This window comes from Luteimonas sp. MC1572 (assembly GCF_016615815.1).
Taxonomy (GTDB): Bacteria; Pseudomonadota; Gammaproteobacteria; order Xanthomonadales; family Xanthomonadaceae; genus Luteimonas.
In genome coordinates this window covers 449,159-473,348 of the sequence record NZ_CP067112.1, presented here as the reverse complement: position 1 = coordinate 473,348, position 24,190 = coordinate 449,159, and the positions used below count along the sequence as shown (strand labels likewise).

The 24,190-nt window shown below is 70.7% G+C and carries 18 protein-coding genes; 10 read left to right on the top strand and 8 right to left on the bottom strand.

Annotation, left to right across the window (positions count from 1 at the left end):
* Window positions 1-36 precede the first annotated feature (36 nt).
* Entirely contained in the window at window positions 37-366 is a 330-nt protein-coding gene (locus JGR64_RS02150) for a DnaJ domain-containing protein (RefSeq protein WP_199374890.1), read from the bottom strand.
* Window positions 367-444: 78 nt separating this feature from the next.
* On the opposite strand from JGR64_RS02150, the gene JGR64_RS02145 reads away from it, so the two are divergent.
* Window positions 445-1,374, top strand: a complete 930-nt coding sequence (locus tag JGR64_RS02145; RefSeq protein WP_199374889.1) for a phosphoribosylaminoimidazolesuccinocarboxamide synthase — start codon at window positions 445-447, stop codon at window positions 1,372-1,374.
* Here the strand turns inward: JGR64_RS02145 and glnE are convergent.
* The 4 genes from glnE to JGR64_RS02125 form a co-directional block, all read right to left on the bottom strand.
* Entirely contained in the window at window positions 1,371-4,142 is a 2,772-nt protein-coding gene (gene glnE, locus JGR64_RS02140; protein ID WP_199375153.1) for a bifunctional [glutamate--ammonia ligase]-adenylyl-L-tyrosine phosphorylase/[glutamate--ammonia-ligase] adenylyltransferase, read from the bottom strand. The two genes, JGR64_RS02145 and glnE, sit on opposite strands and share 4 nt — an antisense overlap.
* A 289-nt stretch (window positions 4,143-4,431) precedes the next feature.
* Entirely contained in the window at window positions 4,432-6,051 is a 1,620-nt protein-coding gene (locus tag JGR64_RS02135) for an NAD(P)/FAD-dependent oxidoreductase (protein WP_199375152.1), read from the bottom strand.
* Window positions 6,051-7,202: a UDP-N-acetylglucosamine--N-acetylmuramyl-(pentapeptide) pyrophosphoryl-undecaprenol N-acetylglucosamine transferase gene (locus JGR64_RS02130; protein ID WP_199374888.1), complete on the bottom strand. Its 1,152-nt coding sequence runs from the start codon at window positions 7,200-7,202 to the stop codon at window positions 6,051-6,053. Before JGR64_RS02130 ends, JGR64_RS02135 begins: the two co-directional genes overlap by 1 nt.
* 36 nt (window positions 7,203-7,238) lie before the next feature.
* Window positions 7,239-8,183: a DUF808 domain-containing protein gene (locus JGR64_RS02125; RefSeq protein WP_199374887.1), complete on the bottom strand. Its 945-nt coding sequence runs from the start codon at window positions 8,181-8,183 to the stop codon at window positions 7,239-7,241.
* Between the two features lie 122 nt (window positions 8,184-8,305).
* Between JGR64_RS02125 and JGR64_RS02120 the strand changes: the two genes are divergently transcribed.
* Both JGR64_RS02120 and JGR64_RS02115 read left to right on the top strand, forming a co-directional pair.
* Entirely contained in the window at window positions 8,306-8,878 is a 573-nt protein-coding gene (locus JGR64_RS02120; RefSeq protein ID WP_199374886.1) for an ECF-type sigma factor, read from the top strand.
* The gene (locus JGR64_RS02115; protein ID WP_199374885.1) at window positions 8,859-11,486 is read left to right on the top strand and encodes a serine/threonine-protein kinase; all 2,628 of its coding nucleotides are present in this window, start codon (window positions 8,859-8,861) and stop codon (window positions 11,484-11,486) included. The genes JGR64_RS02120 and JGR64_RS02115 overlap by 20 nt, the downstream gene beginning before the upstream one ends.
* A gap of 69 nt (window positions 11,487-11,555) precedes the next feature.
* Here the strand turns inward: JGR64_RS02115 and groL are convergent, their stop codons facing one another.
* From groL to JGR64_RS02100, 3 genes are all read right to left on the bottom strand, one after another.
* A complete protein-coding gene (groL, locus tag JGR64_RS02110; RefSeq protein ID WP_199374884.1) occupies window positions 11,556-13,196 on the bottom strand; it encodes a chaperonin GroEL in 1,641 nt (546 codons plus the stop codon).
* Between the two features lie 50 nt (window positions 13,197-13,246).
* Window positions 13,247-13,534 carry a co-chaperone GroES gene (locus JGR64_RS02105; RefSeq protein WP_199374883.1) on the bottom strand — a complete coding sequence of 96 codons (288 nt, stop codon included), beginning with the start codon at window positions 13,532-13,534 and terminating at the stop codon, window positions 13,247-13,249.
* Between the two features lie 204 nt (window positions 13,535-13,738).
* On the bottom strand, window positions 13,739-14,248 hold the full coding sequence (locus JGR64_RS02100; RefSeq protein ID WP_199374882.1) for an acyloxyacyl hydrolase: 510 nt from the start codon (window positions 14,246-14,248) through the stop codon (window positions 13,739-13,741).
* A gap of 145 nt (window positions 14,249-14,393) precedes the next feature.
* Between JGR64_RS02100 and JGR64_RS02095 the strand changes: the two genes are divergently transcribed.
* The 7 genes from JGR64_RS02095 to JGR64_RS02065 all read left to right on the top strand — a co-directional run bounded on the left by JGR64_RS02095 (window position 14,394) and on the right by JGR64_RS02065 (window position 24,122).
* Complete coding sequence (locus JGR64_RS02095; RefSeq protein ID WP_199374881.1) at window positions 14,394-16,292, top strand: endonuclease; 1,899 nt, start codon at window positions 14,394-14,396, stop codon at window positions 16,290-16,292.
* Between the two features lie 240 nt (window positions 16,293-16,532).
* Window positions 16,533-18,893, top strand: a complete 2,361-nt coding sequence (locus JGR64_RS02090) for a protein-disulfide reductase DsbD (RefSeq protein ID WP_234447015.1) — start codon at window positions 16,533-16,535, stop codon at window positions 18,891-18,893.
* Window positions 18,893-19,486: a TlpA disulfide reductase family protein gene (locus JGR64_RS02085; protein ID WP_199374879.1), complete on the top strand. Its 594-nt coding sequence runs from the start codon at window positions 18,893-18,895 to the stop codon at window positions 19,484-19,486. The genes JGR64_RS02090 and JGR64_RS02085 overlap by 1 nt, the downstream gene beginning before the upstream one ends.
* A 122-nt stretch (window positions 19,487-19,608) precedes the next feature.
* Entirely contained in the window at window positions 19,609-20,055 is a 447-nt protein-coding gene (gene aroQ, locus JGR64_RS02080) for a type II 3-dehydroquinate dehydratase (RefSeq protein WP_199374878.1), read from the top strand.
* Between the two features lie 64 nt (window positions 20,056-20,119).
* On the top strand, window positions 20,120-20,599 hold the full coding sequence (gene accB / locus JGR64_RS02075; protein WP_199374877.1) for an acetyl-CoA carboxylase biotin carboxyl carrier protein: 480 nt from the start codon (window positions 20,120-20,122) through the stop codon (window positions 20,597-20,599).
* A 10-nt stretch (window positions 20,600-20,609) separates the two neighbouring features.
* Window positions 20,610-21,977, top strand: a complete 1,368-nt coding sequence (accC, locus tag JGR64_RS02070) for an acetyl-CoA carboxylase biotin carboxylase subunit (protein WP_199374876.1) — start codon at window positions 20,610-20,612, stop codon at window positions 21,975-21,977.
* 144 nt (window positions 21,978-22,121) lie between these two features.
* On the top strand, window positions 22,122-24,122 hold the full coding sequence (locus tag JGR64_RS02065; protein ID WP_199374875.1) for a hypothetical protein: 2,001 nt from the start codon (window positions 22,122-22,124) through the stop codon (window positions 24,120-24,122).
* The last annotated feature ends 68 nt before the right edge of the window (window positions 24,123-24,190 follow it).

Sequence of the window (24,190 nt, the reverse complement as noted above, 5' to 3'; positions counted from 1 at the left end):
CAGGGGGAAGGATGCGGTGCGGCGGCCGTCCCGCGGTCAGCGCGATTTGCGCAGCGCGCGGATGCGGTCGTAGGCGCCGTTGATCTCGCGTGCGCGGCGCTCGGCCTGCTCGCGCAGCTCCTCGGCGGCGCCGCCGAGGCGGTCGGGGTGGTACTGCGCGATCAGCCGCCGGTAGGCGCGGTCGACGTCGGCGTCGCTGGCGTCCGGCCCCAGGCCCAGCACGCCATAGGCGTTGTCGGTCGGGCGCCGGAACCAGTCGCTGTCGAAGGCGTGGCCGATCAGCAGGCCGATCAGCCCGCCGGCCGGGTGGCGCAGCAGCAGCCAGCCGGCGATGAAGCCCAGGAGTTTTCCGTACCAGCGTGTCATGCGCGTGATTCTACCGTCCCCCGGCACCGCGACGCCGTCATCGCTACAATGCCCGCCCGACGGCTGCGACCCGACACGATGGCAACGACCCTGCTCGAAGCCCGCCTCCCCGGCCTCAACCTGCTCCACCGCGGCAAGGTCCGCGATGTCTACGAGCTGCCTCCCGGCTCCGGCCCCGAGGCGTTCGGCCCGCTGCTGCTGATCGTGGCCAGCGACCGGCTGAGCGCATTCGACGTGGTCCTGCCCGACCCGATCCCCGGCAAGGGCGAGATGCTCTGCCAGGTGTCGAACTTCTGGTTCGACAAGACCGAACACCTGATGCGCAACCACCTCACCGGCATCGACGTGGCCAGCGTGCTGCCGGCCGGCGTGGATCCCGCGCCCTACCTGCAGCGCTCGGTGGTGACGCGGCGCCTGAAACCGGTGCCGGTGGAGGCCATCGCCCGCGGCTACCTGATCGGCAGCGGCTGGAACGACTACCGCCGCACCGGCCGCATCAGCGGCATCACCCTGCCCGATGGCCTGCGCCAGGCCGAACGCCTGCCACAGCCGATCTTCACCCCGTCCACCAAGGCCGCCGCCGGCGACCACGACGAGAACATCGACTTCGACACGATGGTGCACAAGGTGGGCGCCGAGCTTGCCGAGCAGGTGCGCGACGCCACGCTGCGGCTGTACGCCTTCGCCGCGGAGCATGCCGCCGGGCGCGGGATCATCCTCGCCGACACCAAGTTCGAATTCGGCACCGACGCCGACGGCCGCCTGTACGTGATGGACGAGATGCTCACGCCCGACTCGTCGCGCTACTGGCCGGCGGATGCCTACGAAGTCGGCACCAGCCCGCCGAGCTACGACAAGCAGTTCGTGCGCGACTGGCTGGAGGCGCAGGGCTGGGACAAGACCGCGCCCGGGCCATCGCTGCCGGCGGACGTCATCGCACGCACCCGCGAGAAGTACGCCGAAGCGCTGCAGCGGCTGGCCGGGATCAGCATCGACGCGGCGGCCTAACCGAACGCGAGCCCGGCCGCACGCGTGGCGGCGCGGATCGCATCGCGCGCAGCCTGCAGCTCGGGGCTGTCGTCCACCAGCCGCGCGCGGCGGTCCAGCGTGCATGCCAGCCCCATCGCCACGAGCGTGGCGTGCGCATCGGTCAGCTGCGCGGCGGTCGCATCATCCAGCAGGCCCTCGCGACGACACGCCGCGATCAGCTCCGGCGTGGCGCGCGGCACCAGCAGCGCCGGACGCGCGGCAGCTTCGCGCAGCACCAGCGCCTGCAGCAGGAACTCCAGGTCCACCAGCCCGCCTCCGCCCTGCTTGAGGTCGAAACGGGCGGCGCTGCCGCGATCGAGCTCGCCGCGCATGCGCGCGCGCATCGCGGCGACATCGGTGAACAGCACCGCGGGATCGCGCGGCTGCGCCAGCGCCGCAGTGCGCACATGCTCGAACGCCGCGCACAGGTCGACATCGCCGGACACGCAGCGCGCGCGCACCAGCGCCTGGTGCTCCCACGTCCAGGCGCGGGTGCGCTGGTACTCGCCGTAGCTGGCCAGCGACGAGACCAGCAGGCCGCTGGCGCCATCCGGGCGCAGGCGCACATCGACCTCGTACAGGCGGCCCGCACCGGTACTGGTGCCGAGCAGCGCCACGACCTTCTGCGCCAGGCGCGCGAACCAGCGCCCGGCGTCCACGCTGCGTGCGCCGTCGGAATGGGCATCGGCCGGCGCCTCGTACAGGAACACCAGGTCGAGGTCGGAGCCGATGCCGAGCTCCTCGCCGCCGAGGCTGCCGTAGCCGATCGCCGCGAACCGCGCGCCGGCGATGTCGCCGTGCGCAGCCTGCATCTCGCGTCGCGCCAGCGCGATCACCACCGCCACGACCGCATCGGCGAGCCAGGACAGCTGGCGGGTGCTGTCCGGCGCCGGCTGGCGGTCATCGAGCGTGGCCAGCGCGATGCGGAAGCTGAGCGCCTGGCGGGTTTCGTTGAGCGCGAACAGCGCCGCCTCGATGTCGTCGCGCTGCAGCGCCACGCGGCAGGCGGCGTCGAGCTGCGCGCGCCCGGGCAACGGGCCTTCCACGCGTGCGTCCAGCAGCTCGTCGAGCAGCAACGGGTGCGCAGCGACGCGCTCGGCGAGGAATGCGCTGCGCGCCACCAGGCCGTTGAGGCGTGCGAGCGCCACCGGCTGCTCGTCGAGCAGCGCCAGGTAACTGGGACGTCGCAGGATGTTGTGCAGCAGCGCCAACAGGCGGCGCACCGCCTGCAGCGGGCGGTCGGCGGGCGCGCTGGCCTGCAGCAGCAGCGGCATGACCCGGTCGAGGCGTGCGCGCGCGGCATCGGACAGGTCGCGCACGCTCGGCGAACGTGCGAAATCGCGCAGCGCCGCGTCGACTTCGGCGGCATCGCCATAGCCGGCGGCGGCGAGCACATCGGCCGTGCCGGCATCGGGCAGCGCGCGCCAGTAGCCCGCGATGTCGCTGTCGACACCAGGCTGCGCGCGACGCTGCGCCAGCAGTGCGTCGAATTCCGCAGCGACGCGCGCGCGATGCGCCTCGAGCTCCGCGGCAAGCGCCGGCCAGCCGTCATGACCAAGCCCGCGCGCGACGCGCAGGCGGTCGAAGCCGTCATCGGGCAGGACGTGCGTCTGCGCATCGCGCAGCATCTGCAGGCGGTTCTCCACCCGGCGCAGGAACAGGTAGGCGTCGGCAAGGTCGGCGGCCGCCTGCGGGGCGACCTGCCGCGACGCGCACAGCGCCTCGAGCATCGGCAGCAGGCGGCGGCCGCGCAGCGCCGGTTCGTGGCCGCCGCGGATCAGCTGCAGCGCCTGCACCAGGAATTCGATCTCGCGGATGCCGCCCGGCCCGCGCTTGATGTCGTCGGCCAGATCCTTGCGCGCGACCTCGGCGGCGATCGCCTGCTTCATGTCGCGCAGGCCTTCCAGCGCGCCGTAATCGAGATAGCGCCGGTAGACGAACGGCCGCAGCGTGGCCAGGAACGCCTCGCCGGCGGCGATGTCGCCCGCCACCGGCCGCGCCTTCTGCCAGGCATAGCGCTCCCAGTCGCGGCCTTCGCGCTGGAAGTACAGCTCCATCGCCGCGAAGCTGAGCGCGATGCGCCCGGCGTTGCCGAACGGGCGCAGGCGCAGGTCGACGCGATGGCAGAAGCCGTCGCCGGTCGGCTCGTCGAGCAGCCTCGCCAGCGCTTGGCCCAGGCGGGCGAAGTAGTCCTCGGCCGCCAGCGGGCGCGCGCCGTCGCTCTCGCCGCCCGCCGCGTAGGCGTAGACAAGATCGACATCGGAGCTGAAGTTGAGTTCGCCCCCGCCGAGCTTGCCGAGCGCGTACACCACCAGCCGCACCGCGCGGCCGTCGGCGTCGCGCACCCGTCCGTGGCGCTGCTCGAACTGCTCTTCCAGCGCCGCCAACCCCAGTTGCAGGCAGTCCTCCGCCAGACGGGTGGTCGCCGCCAGGGTGTCGCCCACCGAATCCAGCCCGAGCACGTCGCGCCACACCAGCCGCGCAGACTCCGCGGTCCGATACCGGCGCAGCAGCGCCGGCCATTCAGCCTGCGCGCCTGCGACCAGGGCTGGCAGCGGCAGGGCGGGCGCATCCTGCGCGTCGATCAGCCGCGCCAGCACCTCGGGCTGCCTTGCGAACACCTCGGCCGCAAAGTCGCTGGCGATCGCCACGCGGCGCAGCGCATCGCCGCCGCGCTCGCCAAGCCCGTCCGGAAGGCGCGCCAGCAGGCGGTCGACATGGTCGCCAAGGCGCACGTCAGCAAGCATGTCGGAGACCGGGTTCACGCGGGGATTGTGGCATCGGCGCGGGCGGTACAAACGCCTGACCCTCTAGCGCCCTGTGGTGGCCGGCGGACATGAGCCCTCAAGGGCATTGGTACCTGGCGCCCGCGCGCAGGAGCGGAAACATAAAAAAGCCCGAAGCGGCGAACCGCTTCGGGCTTTGCTCCCTCCCCCACGTCGGGTGCAGGTCGATCGTGAAGGAAGCGTTATGCAACTTGCACGCTGCGCTGCAAAATGAAACCGGGCAGTTCATGAATTGAATGCCCGGGAAGCTTCAACCGGGGATGCGACGCCCCAGGTCGCGGGCGATCTCGCGCGCGGCATTGCGCCCCGGCAAGCCGGTCACGCCGCCCCCCGGATGCGTACCGGAACCGCACAGGTACAGCCCCGCCAACGCGCCACGGTAGTTGCCCTGGCCGAGCAGTGGCCGTGCCGCGAACAGCTGGTCGAGCCCCAGGCTGCCGTGGAAGATGTCGCCGCCCACCAGGCCGAAGCGGCGCTCGAGGTCCAGCGGCGTCAGCGCCTCGTAGCCGAGCACGCTGGCGCGGAAGTTCGGCGCCTGCGCATCGACGGTGTCGATCATCAGCCGCGCCACGGTGTCGCGGTGCGCGTCCCAGCCCCCGTCGACCTCCGGGTTCACGTGCTGGCAGAACAGGCTGGCGACGTGCGCTCCCGGCGGCGCGAGGCTGGCATCGAGCGTCGAGGAAATCACCAGCTCGACGATCGGTTCGCGCGCCCAGCCGGCATTGTGCTCCTTCGAGCGGGCGTCGAAGTAGGCCTGCTCGAAATAGCGCAGCGAGGGGCCAATCAGGATTCCGCTCTGGTGATGCGGCTGCAGCGCGGTGCCGGGTGCGGCGCTGAAGTCCGGCAGCTCCGACAGCGCCACGTTCATCCGGAACGTGCCCGACCCGCAGCGGTAGCGGGCAATGCGCTCGGCGGTGTCGTCGTCGAGGTGTTCGCGCGCGATCAGCCGGGTGTACAGCAGCTTGGGGTTGAGGCTGCTGGCGACCACGCGCGCGCGGAGCTCGCGGCCATCGGCCAGCGCCACGCCGACCGCGCGGCCCTGCTCCACCAGCACCTCGGCGACCTCGGCGTCGGTATCGACCACCACGCCGCGCGCCGCGCACTCGGCCGCGATCGCGTCGCTGATCGCGCCCATGCCGCCGATCGCATGGCCCCAGGCACCCTGCTTGCCGTTCACCTCGCCGAACACGTGGTGCAGCAGCACGTAGGCGCTGCCGGGCGTGTACGGGCTGGCGAAGTTGCCGACCACCGAGTCCCAACCCAGAGCCGCCTTCAGCGGTTCCGATTCGAACCAGGCATCGAGCAGCTCGCCCGCCGACTTGGTGAACAGGTCGAGCAGGTCGCGGCGGCCGCGCATGTCCAGCGATTTCAGGCGCCGCGCCACGGTCAGCGATGCCAGCCAGTCGGCCAGCACGAAGCCGTCGGATACGTTGGGTGGTGTTTCCAGCATCAGCTGGCGCAGCACCACCACCACGCGGTCGAGCATGGCGTAGTACCCAGGCAGCCGCTGCGCATCGCGCGCCGACCACTTCGCCACTTCGGCCGTGCCGTGCTCGCCGCCGAGGCGGAACGCGCGGCCATCGGGCAGCGGCAGGAAGTTGGAGTACGGCCGCTCGACCACGCGCAGGCCGTGCGCCGCCAGGCGCAGGTCGGCGATCACGCGCGGGTTCAACAGGCTGACGGTGTAGCTGGCCACCGAGTTGCGGAAGCCGGGATGGAACTCCTCGGTGACCGCGGCGCCGCCGACGATGCCGCGGCGCTCGAGCACGCGGACCTTGAGGCCGGCACCCGCGAGGTAGGCGGCACAGACCAGGCCGTTATGGCCGCCGCCGACGATCAGCACTTCCTGCGTGTCGGCGGCCACCGTGATCAGCCCCCCGCCTGCGTGCGACGGGTCGCGCTGTCGACGGGCGACCGCAGCAGCGCCTCGACCACATCCGCCAGGCGCGCGGCAGCATCGGGCCGGCCCAATGCCGCTGCCGCTGCGGCAGCGCGCGGCAGCGTCGCGGCATCCGCGAACAACTGCATGAGGCGCGCGGACAGGGTCTCTGCCGTGAACATGTCCGGTTCCGGCATGCTCCATCCGGCCCCCAGCCGCTCCAGCGCATCGGCATTGCCGCGCTGCTCCTCGCGCGAACCGCCCTGCGGGATCGGCACGAAGATCGCCGGGCGTCCGACCACCAGCAGGTCGGCGATGGTGGTGGCGCCGGCGCGGGTGAGCACGAGGTGCGCATCGCGCAGCCGCGCCGCCATGTCGTCGAAGAACGGCCGCACCTCGGCGTCGATGCCGGCTGCCTGCAGATCTGCGGCCACGGTGGCCGCATCGTCGCCGCGGTACTGCAGCGCTACCTGGAGGCGTCGGCGCAGCGTTTCGGGCAGCGCCAGCAGGGCCGCCGGCACCACGCGCCCGAACACGGCGGCGCCCTGGCTACCGCCAACGACCAGCAGGCGCAGCGGCGCCCCGGCATCCAGCGACGGATACGGTGCGCCGGCGGCGGCAAGGATCTCCGCGCGCACCGGATTGCCGGTTTCCACCACGCGCCCGGCGTCGATGCCGGCGATGCCCGGGAACGAGGTCGCCACGCGCGTGGCGAAGCGCAGCAGCTGGCGATTGGCCATGCTCAGCCGCGTGCCCTGCTCGTGCAGCAGCAACGGCAGGCCCAGGCTGCGCGCGGCCAGCGCCGGCGCGAAACTCGGATAGCCACCGAAGCCCGCGAGCAGGCGCACGCCGCGGCGCTTCATGTCGGCGCGCGCGGCCAGCGTGGCACGCGCGATCACTGCCGCCGCCGCCAGCTTGCCGCCTGCACCGCCGGCCAGGCTGCGCGCCGGCAGCACCACGTGCGGCAGGCCGTCGAGCGCGCGCGTGAACTGCGCGCCACGGCGCTCGGTATAGATGACGACGTCGTGGCCACGGCGCAGCAGTTCGCGCGCCAGCGCCTCCGCCGGAAAGAGGTGGCCTCCGGTACCACCGGCGGCAAGGCCGACAGTGATGCGGCGCGGCGCGTTGTGCGGATCGGGCATCGGATGCGGGATGTGGTGCGGGTGCCGACTATAGCTTCAGTGCGCCGGCTCCGGCGCCTTGCCGCGCAGCTTTCCGAACAGCGTCACCGCGCCCAGCACCAGCGCGCCGGCGGCGATGCCGACCAGCGCATTGCACAGCGCGCTGACGATCGCACCCAGCCAGCCGTCCGGCCCGAGGGCCTCGACCGCGTGGTGCAGCACGGGAATCGAGTGCACCAGGATGCCGCCACCGACCAGGAACATTGCCGCGGTGCCGAGCACCGACAGCGTCTTCATCAGCCAGGGCGTGGCGTACAGCAGGCCGCGCCCGACCATGCATGCGACCTTCCCGGGCTTCTTGGTCAGCCACAGGCCGACGTCGTCGAGCTTCACGATGCCCGCGACCAGGCCGTAGACACCGAAGGTCATGGCCAGCGCGATCACCACCAGCACCGTCACCTGCTGCGGCAGCGGCTGACCCGCCACCACGCCCAGCGACAGCACGATGATCTCGGCGGAGAGGATGAAGTCGGTGCGGATCGCACCGCGGATCTTCTGCTTTTCGCTGGCGAGCACGTCCGCCTCGTTCGGCGCGGCGGCCGCTTTCGCCAGCACCGCCTCGGCGCGCCGCTGCGAATCGTTGCGCGGCGGCGGCGCGTCCTCCTTGTGCAGGAACTTGTGGGCCAGCTTTTCCACGCCCTCGTAACAGAGGTAGGCGCCGCCGATCATCATCAGCGGGGTGACCAGCCACGGCAGCCACAGGCTGATCGCCAGCGCCGCCGGCACCAGGATCGCCTTGTTGAGCATCGACCCCTTGAACACCGCGAACACCACCGGCAGCTCGCGGTGCGCGCGCACCCCGGCCACCTGCTGCGCGTTCAGCGCCAGGTCGTCGCCGAGCACGCCGGCCGTCTTCTTGGCGGCCACCTTGGTGAGGATGGAGACGTCGTCGAGGATGGCGGCGATGTCGTCGAGCAGGAGGAGCAGCGAAGCACCGGCCATCGGAATCCAGCGAAATTCGGGTGGCGCGATTGTGGCATCCCGCCGGCAAGACCGGATGACGGCTGGCGACCCCCCGGAGTGGCTGCTACGGTGCGGGCTTGCGCCCAGGCGGGGAGGCCGGCGTGGTCGAAACGGATATCACTCAACTGCTTGCCGACGCGCGCAATGGCGAGCCCGAGCGCCTGGGTGCGGTGTTCGAAGCGCTGTACCCCGAACTCAGGCGCATGGCGCGCTCGCGGCTGCGCGGCCACGACGCCACCCTCAGCCCCACCGTCCTGGTCCACGAGCTGTTCCTGCGCGTCACCGGCAGCAACAACCTGCGCCTCGCCGATCGCCGGCACTTCTTCGCCGCCGCGGCCCAGGCGCTGCGCTGGATCATGGTGGAGAACGCCCGCAGCGGATCCGCGCAGAAGCGTGGCAGCGGCCTGGCCCACGTCGAGCTGGACGATCAGTTCCCGGCAGCTCCGGTCGCCGACACCGCCATCCTCGCCCTGCACGAAGGCCTGGAGGCGCTGGACGCGATCAGCACGCAACGCCGCCAGGTGGTCGAGCTTCGCTACTTCGGAGGCCTGGAATTCGCCGAAGTCGCCACCCTGCTCGGCATCTCCGAGCGCACCGCGCAGCGCGAATGGGAGCGCGCGCGGGCCTTCCTGCAGGCCTTCCTCGACGACGACCATGCCGATCGACCCGCGTGACCTCGACGACTGGCGCGCCGCCGACACCCTCTTCGACCAGTGGCTGGACCTGCCCGAAGGCGAACGCGCGGCCTGGCTCGCCGCGCAACGGCCCGACCCGGCCGTCGCCCATCGCCTGGAACAGCTGACCAACGCACACGTGCGCCCGCGCGCCTCGCTCGACCCGCTGCGCGGCGACCTGGCGGGCTGCAGGCTGGGCAGCTGGACCCTGGAGTCCGAGCTCGGCCGCGGCGGCATGGCCGTGGTCTACCGCGCATCACGCGACGACGGCATGGCGCGCCAGCACGCGGCGATCAAGATCCTGACGCTGGCCGCGCTGGGCGCCACCGGGCGTGAGCGTTTCCAGCGCGAGGCCGCCATCCTCGCCCGCCTCAACCACCCCAACATCACCCCGCTCACCGACTCCGGCAGCGCCGCCGACGGCACCTGCTGGCTGGCGATGCCGCTGGTCGAGGGCGAGCGCATCGACCGCTGGTGCGAAGCGCATTCGCCCGATGCGCGCGCGACCGTGCGGCTCTACCTGCAGGTCTGCGACGCCGTGGCCTACGCCCACCGCAACCTGGTGATCCACCGCGACCTGAAACCATCCAACGTCCTGGTCGAAGCCGGCGGCCACGTACGCCTGCTCGACTTCGGCATCGGCCAGTTCACCGACTCCACCGACGAGGCCACGCAGACCATGTGGCGGGCGATGACACCCGGCTACGCCGCACCGGAGCAGATGGACGGCGCGCCGCCGAGCACCGCGATCGACGTCTACGGCCTGGGCGCCCTGCTGCACCGCCTGCTCACCGGGCGCACGCCGCAGGCCGCCACCGGCGCCGGCACCACCACGCGTCCCTCGCAGCTGGTGCGCGACAGCCGCGACGCCTGCCACCGCCACTACGTGCCGCTGAAGAACGACCTCGACCGCGTCCTGCTCAAGGCGCTGGCCGAGCAGCCGGGCGCACGCTATCCATCCGCCGAATCCTTCGCCGACGACCTGCGCCGCTGGCTGGACGGCATGCCGGTGCTGGCGCAGGCGCCGGGCCTTGGCTACCGGGTTCGGAAGTTCGTGGCGCGCAATGCGCTTGGGGTGGCGGCTGGCGTGTTGCTGGCGGCCAGTCTGGCGGGCGGCATCGGGGCCACCCTGTGGCAGGCCAGCGTGGCAAGGAACGAAGCGGCGAACGCACGGGTGCAGGCGCAGCGCGCGATCCTCGTCCGCGATTTCCTGCAGCGCGTGTTCGCGTCGACCGAGCCGGCCAACGGCCGCGTACCGGATGCGCTGGAACTTCTGGGCGAAGGCGCGCAACGCGCGCGCTCTGAGGTCCTTGCGGATGATCCGCTCGCCGCGGCGGACATCCTGATGCTCACGGGCAGGGCGCGACTGGAGCTGGACCACGTCGATGAAGCACGCACCGACCTGGAGCAGGCCCGCGACCTGTTCGCGGTCCACGCCCCCGACGCGCACGCGGAACGCGCCCGCGTCGAGAGCGATCTCAGCCGTCTGATGCGCGATCGCGGCGAAGTCGATGCCGCGCTCGCGCACGCGCGCGCGGGCGTGGCGTTCGCGGAGCTGGCACTTGCGGGCGCAAATGATCCACGGCCGCTCCTCGAGGCGAAGACCACGCTCGCCATGGGCCTGTTCAGCAGCGACCCCCACGCCGCCAAGGTGATGTTCGAGGAGGTGCTGGAGGCCCTGCTGCAGCACGGACTGCAGGACACCGAGCTGCACCTCACCGCGCTCGGCGGCCTGGGCACTGCGATGAATGCAACGGATCCGGACGACACCGCGCGGATCGTCGCGCTCGCGGAGGAGGAAATCCGGCTGTCGCGATTGCTCGACGGCACCGACAGCGGCTGGCACGCCAGCGCACTTGCCAACCAGGTGCCCAGCTTCAGCCGGGCAGGCGACCATGCCCGTGCCGAGCAGATCGCGTTCGAAGCCGCCGCCATCGCCGACCGCATCTACACCAGGCCGCACTCGACCAGATCATCCGTGCATTGCCAGCTGGCCGCCTTCCTGCAGTGGCGCGGACGTCACGCCGAGGCACTCGAGCACTACGCGATCGCCAACGAGATCAACACGGCGCTCGAACGCAGCGACCTCCACGTCGAGGCCTGCTTCCGCTACAGCGGCTACGTGCGAGCCGCGCTGGGTGACCACGGTGCCGCCCTTGTCGACCTGGAGCGCAGTTGGCAGATCCTTGGCCAGCACGATTACCGGGCGTCAGCGACCGGATACGGCAGCTGCGGAGTACGCGCGAGCGTCCAGCTCCGGCTGGGTGACCTCGGCGGCGCGGCGCGGACGCTTGCCGGGTGTCCAATGGCAGACGGTGAGCCGCCGCAGATGATGCACACCCAGGCACACGCGGAGCTGCACCTGGTGCGGGGCGAGCTGGCGGAGGCGGCGAAGCTTGCCGCGGAAATGCGCGGCACGAGACCTCCGGAGACCGGCGACCGCTACTGGATGCGGCCGTGGATGCTGTCGCTGTTGCTGGCCCACCGGCAGGGGCAGCATGAAGTCCTGGCCACCCTGGAATCCGGCCTCGCGGCACATGCTGCGGCGGAGCCCCTGGCGCGTTGCCTGGCGCGCCCCAGCGAAGCGCACTGCCTGGCGCTCCCCTGACCCGGGCAAAGAAAAACCCCGCCTCGCGGCGGGGTTTTTCGTGGTGCGGTGTGACAACTGGAGACTGGCTTAGAAGCCCATGCCGCCCATGCCGCCCATGTCGCCGCCGCCCTGCATGGCCGGCTCGTCCTTCTTCGGAAGCTCGGCCACCATCGCTTCGGTGGTGATCATCAGGCCGGCGATCGAGGCCGCGTTCTGCAGTGCCGAACGGGTGACCTTGGTCGGGTCCAGGATGCCGAACGCGATCATGTCGCCGTACTCGCCGGTCTGGGCGTTGTAGCCGTAGTTGCCGCTGCCGTCCTTGACCTTGTTCAGCACCACGCTCGGCTCTTCACCGCAGTTGGTGACGATCTCGCGCAGCGGGGCTTCCATGGCGCGCAGGGCGATCACGATGCCGTGGTTCTGGTCTTCGTTGGCACCCTTGAGCTGGCCGATGGCCTGCAGCGCGCGCACCAGCGCAACGCCGCCGCCCGGGACCACGCCTTCTTCCACCGCAGCGCGCGTGGCGTGCAGGGCGTCTTCGACGCGGGCCTTCTTTTCCTTCATCTCGATCTCGGTCGAGGCACCGACCTTGATCACCGCCACGCCGCCGGCGAGCTTGGCAACGCGCTCCTGCAGCTTTTCCTTGTCGTAGTCGGAGGACGTGTCCTCGATCTGCGCCTTGATCTGCTTGATGCGGCCTTCGATGCCCGAGCTCTCGCCCGCGCCGTCGATGATCGTGGTGTTTTCCTTGGAGACCTGGATCTTCTTCGCGCGGCCGAGGTCCTTGATGGTCGCCTTCTCGAGCGACAGGCCGACTTCTTCGGAGATCACGGTGCCGCCGGTGAGGATGGCCATGTCTTCCAGCATCGCCTTGCGACGGTCGCCGAAGCCCGGCGCCTTGACGGCGACGACCTTGACGATGCCGCGGATGGTGTTGACGACCAGCGTGGCCAGGGCCTCGCCTTCGACTTCCTCGGCGACGATCAGCAGCGGCTTGCCCGACTTGGCGACGCCTTCCAGGACCGGGAGCAGGTCACGGACGTTGGAGATCTTCTTGTCGTGCAGCAGGATGAACGGGTCATCCAGGTCCGCCGACATCGACTGCTGGTTGTTGATGAAGTACGGCGACAGGTAGCCGCGGTCGAACTGCATGCCCTCGACGACGTCGAGTTCGTTGTCCAGGCCCGAGCCTTCTTCAACGGTGATCACGCCTTCCTTGCCGACCTTCTTCATCGCGTCGGCGATGATCGTGCCGATCGACTCGTCCGAGTTGGCCGAGATCGTGCCGACCTGGGCGATCGCCTTGTCGTCGGCGGTGGGCTTGGACATGGCCTTCAGCTCGGCGACGGCGGCCTTGACGGCCTGGTCGATGCCGCGCTTGAGGTCCATCGGGTTCATGCCGGCGGCGACCGCCTTGGAACCCTCGCGGATCAGCGCCTGCGCCAGCACGGTGGCGGTGGTGGTGCCGTCACCGGCGTTGTCGGAGGTCTTGGACGCGACTTCCTTCACCATCTGCGCGCCCATGTTCTCGAACTTGTCGGCGAGCTCGATCTCCTTCGCGACGGACACGCCGTCCTTGGTGATCGTGGGGGCGCCGTAGCTCTTCTCGAGCACGACGTTGCGGCCCTTCGGGCCGAGGGTCGCCTTGACGGCATTGGCGAGAATGTTGACGCCGCGCACCATCTTTGCGCGCGCGTCCTCACCGAAACGGATTTCCTTGGCGGACATTGGAATTACCTCGAATTGGGATCAGGGGTGGAAGAAGTGGGGCGCGGGGCTCAGCCGAGGACGGCGAGGATGTCGTCTTCGCGCACGATCTTGTATTCGACGCCTTCCAGCTTGTAGGCGGAGCCGGAGTACTGGCCGTAGATGACCTTGTCGCCGACCTTGACCTTCGGCGCGCGCACGGTGCCGTTGTCGAGCGCCTTGCCCTCGCCGACCGCGACCACTTCGCCCTTGGTGGGCTTTTCCTTGGCGTTGTCCGGGATCAGGATGCCGCCGGCGGAGACTTCGTCGGCTTCGATGGGCTTGACGACCACGCGGTCGTAGAGCGGCTTCAGGTTCATGGCAATCCTCACAAGTTATTGATTGGGTTGAAGAAACGGGGGTATCGGGCGCGAATTCTAGCAGTCGGCCATGCCGAGTGCCAAAACCCGGGCCACGAAAACCCGGCAATGCCGGGATGCACGGAAGATGGGGCGGGGCGGGCCGGGATCAAGGCCCCGGCGGAACAAGGATGTGCGCCGGGCGGAACGCGCCCGGCGGGTGCGCTAGAAGCGCCAGCCGGCCACGAGCATGGTCTCGCCGTCATTGGGCGAGTTCAGGCTGGCATTGGAGATGTGGCGCACCAGCAGCGAGAACCGCTCCCAGCGCCAGCCGCCGGTGGTGATGAACTGCACGTCGCCCGACAGGGCGTCGGTCTCGCCCGCCTGACCGCCCACGCCGGCGCCCAGCGTCAGGCCGTTGTCGGTGCGCTCGTAGCGCAGGCCGACATGGCCCACCACCACGCTGTCGCCCAGGTCACGGCCCACCACGTCGCCGCGTCCGTCGACGTAGACAACGCCTGCATCTGCGCGCAGCACGGCGTTGTGCATCTGCATGAGCTCCGGCAGCCAGGCCACCGATGCGACCGGCGTGAACTCGCGGTCGGTGGTGTTGGACGCGCCGAGCGCGATCTCGATATCCGCCGCCTCGCGCGCGGCGACGGGCCCGGCGGCAAGGCCCAGGAGAACGACGACCAGGCCCGCAAGGGCCCTGGAGCTGTGGATCGGAGAGAACATCGATTCGGCGTGAATGCGGGGGAGTCATCACGATACGTGGACGGCGTCACGCCGGCGTGCAGGCAAATGGAAAGCTGCGTGCGCTTGCTATGGCAACCGTCATATGGGCGGGGTACGCTCGCCCGCTTTCACAGGGGAGTCACCTATGCGTCGTTCCACACTATCGGTCCGCTGCGCGATCGCGCTGGCCGCGTTCGCAGCACTTCCGGCTCACGCTGACGTCTTCGTCAACGAGATCCACTACGACAACGCCGGCACCGACGTGGGCGAGGCGATCGAGATCGTCGCCAGCGCGGGCGAAAGCCTGAGCGGCTACCAGGTCGTGCTCTACAACGGCAGCAACAACGCCAGCTATTCCACCACCGCGGTGCCCGCGGGCAACGTGGTCGCGTGCGGCGGCCAGGTGCGGCTGGCCACCATCAACTATCCGCTGGACGGCCTGCAGAACGGCTCGCCGGACGGCATCGCCCTGATCGACCCGCAGGGCAACGTGGTCCAGTTCCTGAGCTACGAAGGCGCGATGACCGCCAGCAACGGTCCGGCCGCGGGCTTGACCAGCACCGACATCGGTGTCTTCGAGTCCAACATGGCGCCGGTCGGCACGTCGCTGCAGCTGGGCGGCACCGGCAACACCTACGCCAGCTTCAGCTGGGCGGACTCGGCCACCCAGACCTTCGGCACCTGCAACAACAACCAGTCCTTCGGCGAGGCCGGCAACGCCGCGCCGCGCGTCACCACCACGTTCCCGGCCAACGGCGGCACCGACTTCCCGTACGCCGCGGACCTGAGCGTGACCTTCAGCGAGCCGGTGGTCGCCCAGCCCGGCGCGTTCGTGCTGGCCTGCGACGGCCTGCGCCGCCAGCGCCTCGACCTCGACCATGTCGCCCAGGCGACCACCTTCGCCCTCACCCCGGCCAAGCCGCTGGTGCCTGGCCAGGCGTGCTCGCTGCTGGTTGACGCGACGCACATCGCCGACCTCGACGGCGCTGCGCTTGAAGCCGACACCGACGTGGCGTTCAAGGTGAAGCTCCCGCTCGGCGGCGGCAACGGCGGTGCGGGCTACTACGGCCTGGTGAACACCTCCAGCCCCGGCCAGCTGCGCTGCTCGCTGCACGAAACCATCAACGGCCACGTGGCCTATCCGTACAGCGGCAGCGGCACCAGCACCTGGACGATCCTCGAGATCGCCGACGAAGACCCGAACGACGCCGGCAAGATCCTCGACGTGTACCGCAACCGCAGCTACACCAAGGGCACCGACCGCGCCGGCAGCGGCGGCAGCAACAAGTACAACCGCGAACACACCTGGCCGAACTCGCTCGGCTTCCCCAGCACCACCGGCAACAAGGGCTTCCCCAACGCCCCGTACACCGATGCGCACATGCTTTACCTGAGCGACGAGCTCTACAACTCCAATCGCGGCAACATGCCCTTCGACAACTGCACGCAGGCGTCCGGCTGCACCGAGCGCGTCACCGAGGCCAACAACGGCCGTGGCGGCGGCAGCGGCACGTATCCCGGCAACTCGAACTGGTTCAAGGGACCGAACGGCAACCAGGGTTCGTTCGAAGCCTGGGGCGCGCGCAAGGGCGACATGGCACGTGCGGTGCTGTACATGGCGATCCGCTACGAAGGCGGCGTGCACCCGACCAACGGCCAGGCCGAGCCCGACCTCGAGCTCACCAACAACCGCAGCCTGATCGTGGGCACGTCGTCGTCGCCGGCCTACATGGGCATGTTGTCCACCCTGCTCGACTGGCACGCCGGCGATCCGCCGGATGACGCCGAGCGCGCGCGCAACGAAGTGGTGGCCGCGTACCAGGGCAACCGCAACCCGTTCATCGACCATCCGGAGTGGGCGAGCAACGCGTTGTTCACCTCCACCACGCCGACGGTCTGCGAACTCGGCACGCCCGGTGGCGACACGCCGCGCAACCCGAAGCTGCGTCCGCCGTACCGTCCTTCCACGACGGCCACGCCGTCGAAGGTTGTCGCTGCACCGGCCAAGGTATCGGCACCGGCTATCCGCAGCGCTGTCCGCTGAGGCAAGGTTCCACCTGCGAGGGCCGGCCGATGTCGCCGGCCCTCGCATGGCATGCCGGCGGCAATCGCCGGCCTGCCCGATGCACGGGGAGCACGCAACTGTGTGTCCCAGGGGCCGCTCATCCCGACGCGCCGCCTGCCTGCGGGCCATGTCTCCGCTACCCTAGGCTGCCCTCCCCGCACCCGGCGCCCGTTGAACGCTCCCTCCATCACGTCTGCCGCCAGCTGGCGCCGCGCATGCCTGGCGCTCGCCCTGCTTTTCCTGCCATGCTTGGCCGTTGCCGCCGTCGACGTCGACGACCTGCTGCCGGTCGACGAAGCCTTCGTGCTGCGCGCCCAGGCGACCGACGCGGGGCGCATCGAGCTCGCCTGGACGATCGCCGACGGCTACTACCTGTATCGCCACCGCATGGGCGCCGAGCCCGTGGACGCCGGTTTTTCGGTGGATGCCCGCGGCCTGCAGCTGCCCGCCGGGCGCCGGCACACCGACGAATTCTTCGGCGAGGTCGAGACGTATCGCGGCCGCGTCGAGGCGGTGCTCACCGGGCAGGCCGGCGCTGCCGCCAGCACGCGCCTGAAGGTCCGCTACCAGGGCTGCGCCGACCTGGGCGTCTGCTATCCACCGCAGACGCGCATCGTGACCGTGGCCCTGCCGGCTGCGCCCTCGAGTGCGGCCCCTGACGCCGGCTTCGCCGCGCTCGGCCGCGCCCTCGGCGGCGGCGCACCGCAGCCCGGCGCGCCAGCCCTGTCCGCAGGCGGCAGGGCGGACGCGCTGCCACTGCCAGAAGCGCAGGCGTTCGGCTTCGAAGCGATTGCCGGCGACGGCAACACGGTGCTGATGCGCTTCACCCCGGCGCCCGGCTACTACCTGTACCGGGACCGCAGCAGCTTCCGGCTCGAGGCCGACGGCATCACCGCCGCGGCGCCGCGCTGGCCGCGCGGCGTGTCGCACCACGACGAACATTTTGGCGACGTGGTGGTCTATTTCGACCAGGTCGACGTGCCGCTGCCACTGCTGCGCAGGCACGGCGAAGCCCGCCAGGCCACGTTGACCGCCACGTTCCAGGGATGCCAGAACGACGGCATCTGCTACCCGCCGATGACGCGCAGCGTGCGCCTGGCGCTTCCGGCCGGAACGGTCACGCCCGCCGCGACGCCAGCAACGACGCCCGGCGACGCGGCCACGGCGGTTGGGGCCGACGCGGGCGTCCGCGACAACGCCGCCGGCGGCGGGGGTGATGTCGAAGCCGGCAGTGGCGACAGCGGCGCGGCGCGCTTGCCGACCTCCGGCACCGGCAGCGGCGTGGCCCCGGGCGGCGACGCCAGCGCGCCCGCGGCAACCCCGGACGCCACCAGCGACAACGCCGCGCGCAGCACGCCGCCGGCCGCGGCGGGCACCGGCGTGCTGGCCGCCCTGCTGCTGGCGCTTGCCGGCGGCCTGCTGCTCAACGTCATGCCCTGCGTGCTGCCGATCCTCTCCCTCAAGGTGCTCGGGCTGGCGCAGACCGGCTCCGGCCGCGCCGCCGCGCGCCGCCACGCGCTCTGGTACACCGCCGGCGTGCTGGCGGCGTTTGCGGTGATCGGCCTGCTGGTGATCGCGCTGCGCGCCGCGGGCCAGGCGCTGGGCTGGGGGTTCCAGCTGCAGCAGCCGGGCTTCGTGGCTGCGCTGGTCCTGCTGATGGCCGCCGTGGGACTGAGCCTGTCGGGGGTGTTCACCATCGGCGGCAGTGCCAACCTGGGCCGCGGACTGGCCACGCGCAGCGGTCCGCTCGGGGACTTCTTTACCGGCGTGCTGGCCTGCGTGGTGGCCAGCCCGTGCATCGCGCCGTTCATGGGCGGTGCGCTGGCGTTCGCGTTCGCCGCGCCCACGCCCGCGGCGCTGGCGGTGTTCCTGGCGCTGGGCCTGGGACTCGCGCTGCCGTTCCTGCTGGTCGGCTTCGTGCCGGGGCTGGCGGACCGGCTGCCCAAGCCCGGCGCCTGGATGGAGACGCTGAAGCAGGTACTTGCGTTCCCGATGTACCTGACCGCGATCTGGCTTGCGTGGGTGCTCGGCAAGCAGCGCGGTGTGGACGCGATGGCGCTGGTGGCGATCGGCGTGGCGCTGATGGCGCTCGCCCTGTGGTGGTTCGAGCGTGCGCGCATGCGCGGCGGATGGCGGCGCCTGCCGGCGCTCGCGCTGCTGCTGGTGGCGCTGGCCCCGGTGTGGATGGTCGCGCGCCTGCCGCCGCCCGAGCGGGTGCAGCAGCCGGCCGGTGAGGCCACCGTCGCCTACTCCGCCGCGCGGCTGCAGGCGCTGCGCGACGAAGGCCGGGTGGTGTTCGTGAACATGACCGCCGACTGGTGCGTGACCTGCAAGGCCAACGAGCGCGGCACGCTGACCAGCGACGCGTTCCGCGACGCGCTGGAGCGCGCCGGCGCCACCTACATGGTCGGCGACTGGACCAACGTGGATCCGGAGATCAGCGCGTTCCTGGCCGTGCACCGCGCGGTCGGGGTGCCGCTGTACGTCGTGTACCCGCGCGACGGCGGTCCGGGCGAAGTGCTGCCGGCGGTGCTCGACCGCGCGACCGCGGTGGCCGCCATCGAGCGGGCGGCGCGCTGATGCGCACGCGGACCGTGGTGCTGGCGGCGCTGGCCGCCGGGGTGCTGGGTATCGTGGCCGGCCTGGCGGTGAACGGCCCCGGCCCGCTGCTGCGCACCGAGCTGGGCCAGCGGGCGATGCAGGGCGCGATGTCCGCCGTCGCGCCGCCCGCGCCGGACGGCCTGCAGGTCGCGACGCGTGGAGAGCAGGTCCCGACGATCACCCTGCCCGGCCTGGATGGCGCACCGATCATCGTCCCGGGCGACTCCGCAGGCCGCCCGTTGCTGGTGAACCTGTGGGCCAGCTGGTGCGGGCCGTGCATCGAGGAGATGCCGGAACTGGAGCGCTTCGCCGTCGAACAGGGTGCCAACGGCGTGCAGGTCCTCGGCATCGCGCTCGATGACCAGGCCGCGGTGGAAGACTTCCTGGCGCGCATTCCGGTCAGCTACCCGATCGCGATCGATACGCCCGGCCCGCGCGACTCCGGCGTGCAGCTCGGCAATCCGCGCGGCGTACTGCCGTATACGGTACTGATCGGTGCTGACGGGCGCCTGCTGAAGCAGCGGATCGGGCCGTTCTCGCACGGCGAAATCAGCGGCTGGGCGGCCCCCTGAGGGCAGCGACTCAAACGGGCGCTTAAAACAGCGGTTTTTGGCGCAACTTCTGCGATCTGGACACGATCCGACGCTTGGCGCAGACTGGCCGCCGTTTTTGGCCACGGGCCGCGCAGCAGCGAATGGGCAAGCTCCTCGTCCTCCATGGACCCAACCTCAACCTGCTCGGCAGCCGCGAGCCGGAGATCTACGGCCGCGACACGCTGGCGTCGATCGACGCCGCGCTGCGCGCCCGGGTGGAGTCCGCGGGGCACGCGTTCGAGAGCCTGCAGTCCAACGCCGAGCACGTGCTGGTCGATCGCGTGCAGGCCGCCTCGGTCGACGGCACCGGCTTCATCCTGCTCAATCCGGCCGCATTCACCCACACCTCGGTGGCCCTGCGCGACGCGCTGGCCGCGGTCGCCGTGCCGTTCATCGAGGTGCACCTGTCCAACCCGCACGCCCGCGAGCCGTTCCGTCGCCAGAGCTTTTTCAGCGACCTGGCCGTCGGCGTGGTCTGCGGCTTTGGCGCCACCAGTTATTCGCTGGCGCTGGATGCGGCCCTGCCGCGCCTCGGCACCGCGCCCTGACTTTCCGCAACTCCCCATTCCCATCGCCTGCGCACCAGCGCGGACACCACCAGACGAGGCCCGCATGGACCTGAGAAAAATCAAGAAGCTGATCGACCTGCTCGAGGAATCCAACCTCGCCGAGATCGAGATCAAGGAAGGCGAAGAGTCCGTCCGCCTGGCACGCGTGCCGCGCGGCACGGCGGCGATGTCCGCGCCGGCACCGGCGGACTACCACCGCGGCCCGCCGATGCCGATGCAGTCGCCGGTCGACGCCGCCACCGGCGGGCGCCCCGCCGCCGCGGAGCCCACCGGCCCGGCCCTGCCCGACGGCCACGTCGTGCGCTCGCCGATGGTCGGCACGTTCTATTCGTCGCCGGCACCCGACAAGCCGGCCTTCGTCACCGTCGGCCAGGCGGTCAAGGCCGGCGAGACGCTGGGCATCATCGAGGCGATGAAGATGTTCAACCCGATCGAGGCCGACGTCGGCGGCACCGTGCTCGCCGTGCTCGGCGAGAGCGGCCAGCCGGTCGAGTTCGACCAGCCGCTGTTCGTGATCGGCTGAGGCGCGGACCATGCTCGACAAGGTCGTCATCGCCAACCGCGGCGAGATCGCGCTGCGCATCCTGCGCGCCTGCCATGCGCTCGGCATCCGCACGGTCGCGGTGCACTCCACCGTCGACCGCAACCTCAAGCACGTGGCGATGGCCGATGAATCGGTATGCATCGGGCCGGCACCGTCGCAGCAGAGCTACCTCGACATGGCCAGCATCATCGCCGCCGCCGAGGTCACCGATGCGCAGGCGATCCACCCCGGCTACGGCTTCCTGGCCGAGAACGCGGACTTCGCCGAGCGCGTGGAGCAGTCCGGCTTCGTGTTCATCGGCCCCAAGGCCGACACCATCCGCCTGATGGGCGACAAGGTGGAAGCCATCCGCGCCATGCAGGAGGCCGGCGTGCCCTGCGTGCCCGGCAGCGGCGGCCCGCTCGGCGACGAGCCCGAGGCCAACGTGAAGATCGCCCGCGAGATCGGTTATCCGGTGATCGTGAAGGCCTCCGGCGGCGGCGGCGGGCGCGGCATGCGCGTGGTGCACACCGAAGCCGCGCTGGTCACCGCCATCCAGACCACCAAGGCCGAGGCCAAGGCCGCGTTCGGCAACGACATGGTCTACATGGAGAAGTTCCTGGAGAACCCGCGCCACGTGGAGATCCAGGTGCTCGCCGACGGCCAGGGCAACGCCATCCACCTCGGCGAGCGTGACTGCTCCATGCAACGCCGCCACCAGAAGGTGGTCGAGGAGGCACCGGCGCCGGGCATCAGCGCCGAACAGCGCGAGGCGATCGGCCGGACCTGCGTGGAGGCCTGCATCCGCATCGGCTACCGCGGCGCCGGCACGTTCGAGTTCCTGTACGAGGACGGCCGCTTCTACTTCATCGAAATGAACACCCGCATCCAGGTGGAGCATCCGGTCACCGAAATGGTCACCGGCATCGACCTGATCCGCGAACAGCTGCTGATCGCGTCCGGTCGGCCGCTGTCGATCCGCCAGGAGGACGTGGTGTTGAACGGCCACGCGATCGAATGCCGCATCAACGCCGAGGACCCGGACAGCTTCCTGCCCTCGCCGGGCCTGATCCAGCACTTCCACGCCCCGGGCGGGCCGGGCGTGCGCGTGGACTCGCACATCTACGAGGGCTACCGCGTGCCGGCCAACTACGACTCGATGATCGGCAAGCTGATCGTGCACGGCGCGACGCGGGAGCAGGCGATCTGCCGCATGCGCGTGGCGTTGTCGGAGATGGTGGTCGACGGCATCAAGACCAACATCGCGCTGCAGCAGCGCATCCTCGCCGACCGCGGCTTCGAGGACGGTGGACAGAACATCCACTACCTCGAGAAGCGGCTGTCCGAGCGCAAGGACATGGCGCTCTCGATCCTCTGATGCATCGGGGGGCGCCCTGCGCCCCTTCTTTTCCCGCGGCGCAGCATGCGCCGGCGCACGTGGTTGACAGGCCCGGTTCTCGCATATGCTCGGACGTTCGTCGGACCGGGGGGGCCGACATCACGTTCAAGGGAGAGAGAACCGATGCGTCTTTGCAGGAAGAACGTCCTACCCGTCGTGATCGGCGGCTTGCTGGCGGCCGGCGTCGCCGGCACCACCGCCACCGCGCTCGCGCAGTCGCAGGCGCGCACCGCCGTCGACAGACCCGCGACGGGCGAAGTGCAGTCCAGGCCATGGGCCGTCGCCGGTGGCGACATCGGCATCCGCTGGAACAACGACCTTGCCGGCGACCTCGGCATCCGCATCCGCCCCGCTTCGGTGCTCGGCACGCGCGCCAGCGACGGCTCCGAGCGCTTCGCCCTGCAGCCGTTCTCGCAGCTGCGCTTCAACGTCGACAACGGCTATGCACGCGAGATGACCGGCGGCGCGCTGCAGGCGCGCGGCGGCTACCGGCTTGAACTGCGCGACGGCAGCATCGACCTCGACGGCTTCCGCCTGGTCCCGCGCAAGGTCGCGGCCGGTGCCGAGCCGGAGTTCGACCTGGTCGGCGCCGACGGCGTGGCCTGGTTCCATGTCGACCACGTGATGCACGAGCTGCTCGACGACCCGGCAGCGCTCACCATCGGTTCGTCCGACATCATGATCAGCGAGCGGCTGGCCAGGCGCATCGGCGCGCCGTATGCCGCCGGCTGGCCGATCGGCGAGGTGCAGCTGGACGCCACCGTGCAGGTGCGTGGCAGCGGCGGCGCGCGCCCGCTCGCGAACTACATCACCTGGCACGGCGCCCCGGCGCCCAATGGTGGCGTCTACGAAAACGACCTGTTCATGCAGAACACCACGCTGTACTACACGCGCTGCCGCAGCTGCACCGGCCCCAACGGCAGCGGCCAGGTGGTGTTCACGCCGTCGTCGACGCTGAAGAACAACGTCAACGAGGGCAACATCAGCGCCACCGTGCCCGGCGATCCGCTTGGCACCAGCACCGCGCGCTGGACCGCCACCATCCCGTGGTACCAGAAGTTCACCGCGCCGTCGCCGCCGTACCAGAACGACCAGCACCCGTACCTCATCTGGAACATGTACCGCACCAACGCCGACGGCAGCATCGAGCAGATCGGCCGCTCGGGCGTGAAGCAGGCCTACCTGACCACCAACGGCAGCTGCCTGGACAGCGGCGACCACCACGGCCACGCGCTCGGCCGCGGCTGTACCGACACCTACTCGGCCGGCAACAACGACTACACGCAGGGCCTGTCGCCGCGCAGCGAACTGGTGCCTTCCGCCGGACTGTGGGGCCGCTGCGGCTCGACCTTCGACACCAACTGCGACGGCGTCATGAACACCGGCCCGGGCGACGAGTACTGGGAGCGCCTGGTGGTGCGCGAATCGCAGATCGCGCCGTCGCTGCATCCCGGCGCCACCTGGATGTACGAGTCCTGGTACATCGCGCGCGACGACATCAACATCTACAACTCGATGTCGTCACGCCCGGTCACGCCCGCGTGGACCGGCTCCACCTGGAACGCCAGCAACGGCAGCGAACGCCTCGGCCCGGCGATCGACCGCTGGTTCGCACAGGGCAATACGCCGACCAATCCGCGCAATCCGAAGCTGGGCGCCCGCTTCGAGCGGACGCTGATGACCGAACTCGTGACCGAGGCATCGCGCGCCAAGGTGGCAGTGAAAGCCAAGCGCCTGCCGAACGGGCTGTGGCAGTACCACTACGCGGTGATGAACTTCGAGTTCGCGTTCGCCGACATCACCGGCACCAACCCGAACATCCGCGTGTCCAATAACCAGGGCTTCGACGCCTTCGCACTGGCCACCAGCGCCGGCGCCCAGGTGTCCGGCACGGTGTTCCGCGACGGCGACATCAACGCCGGCAACGACTGGCAGTTCAACGCCGGCGGCAGCGGCATCGAGTGGCGCGACGCGGCCGGCGGAAATTCGCTGTCATGGGGCGTGCTGTACTCGTTCACGCTGATGTCCACCAAGCCACCGGTGGACGGTGTCGCCATCCTGCGCGCCGACGGCGCCACGCGGCCGCGCAGCTTCCAGGTCGCCACCCTGGTGCCCGGCGCCTGAGGCAACGGCCGGCCCGGGCAGTCCCGGGCCGGCTTCCACGCCTGCAAGGCCGTACCATGCACGCCCCA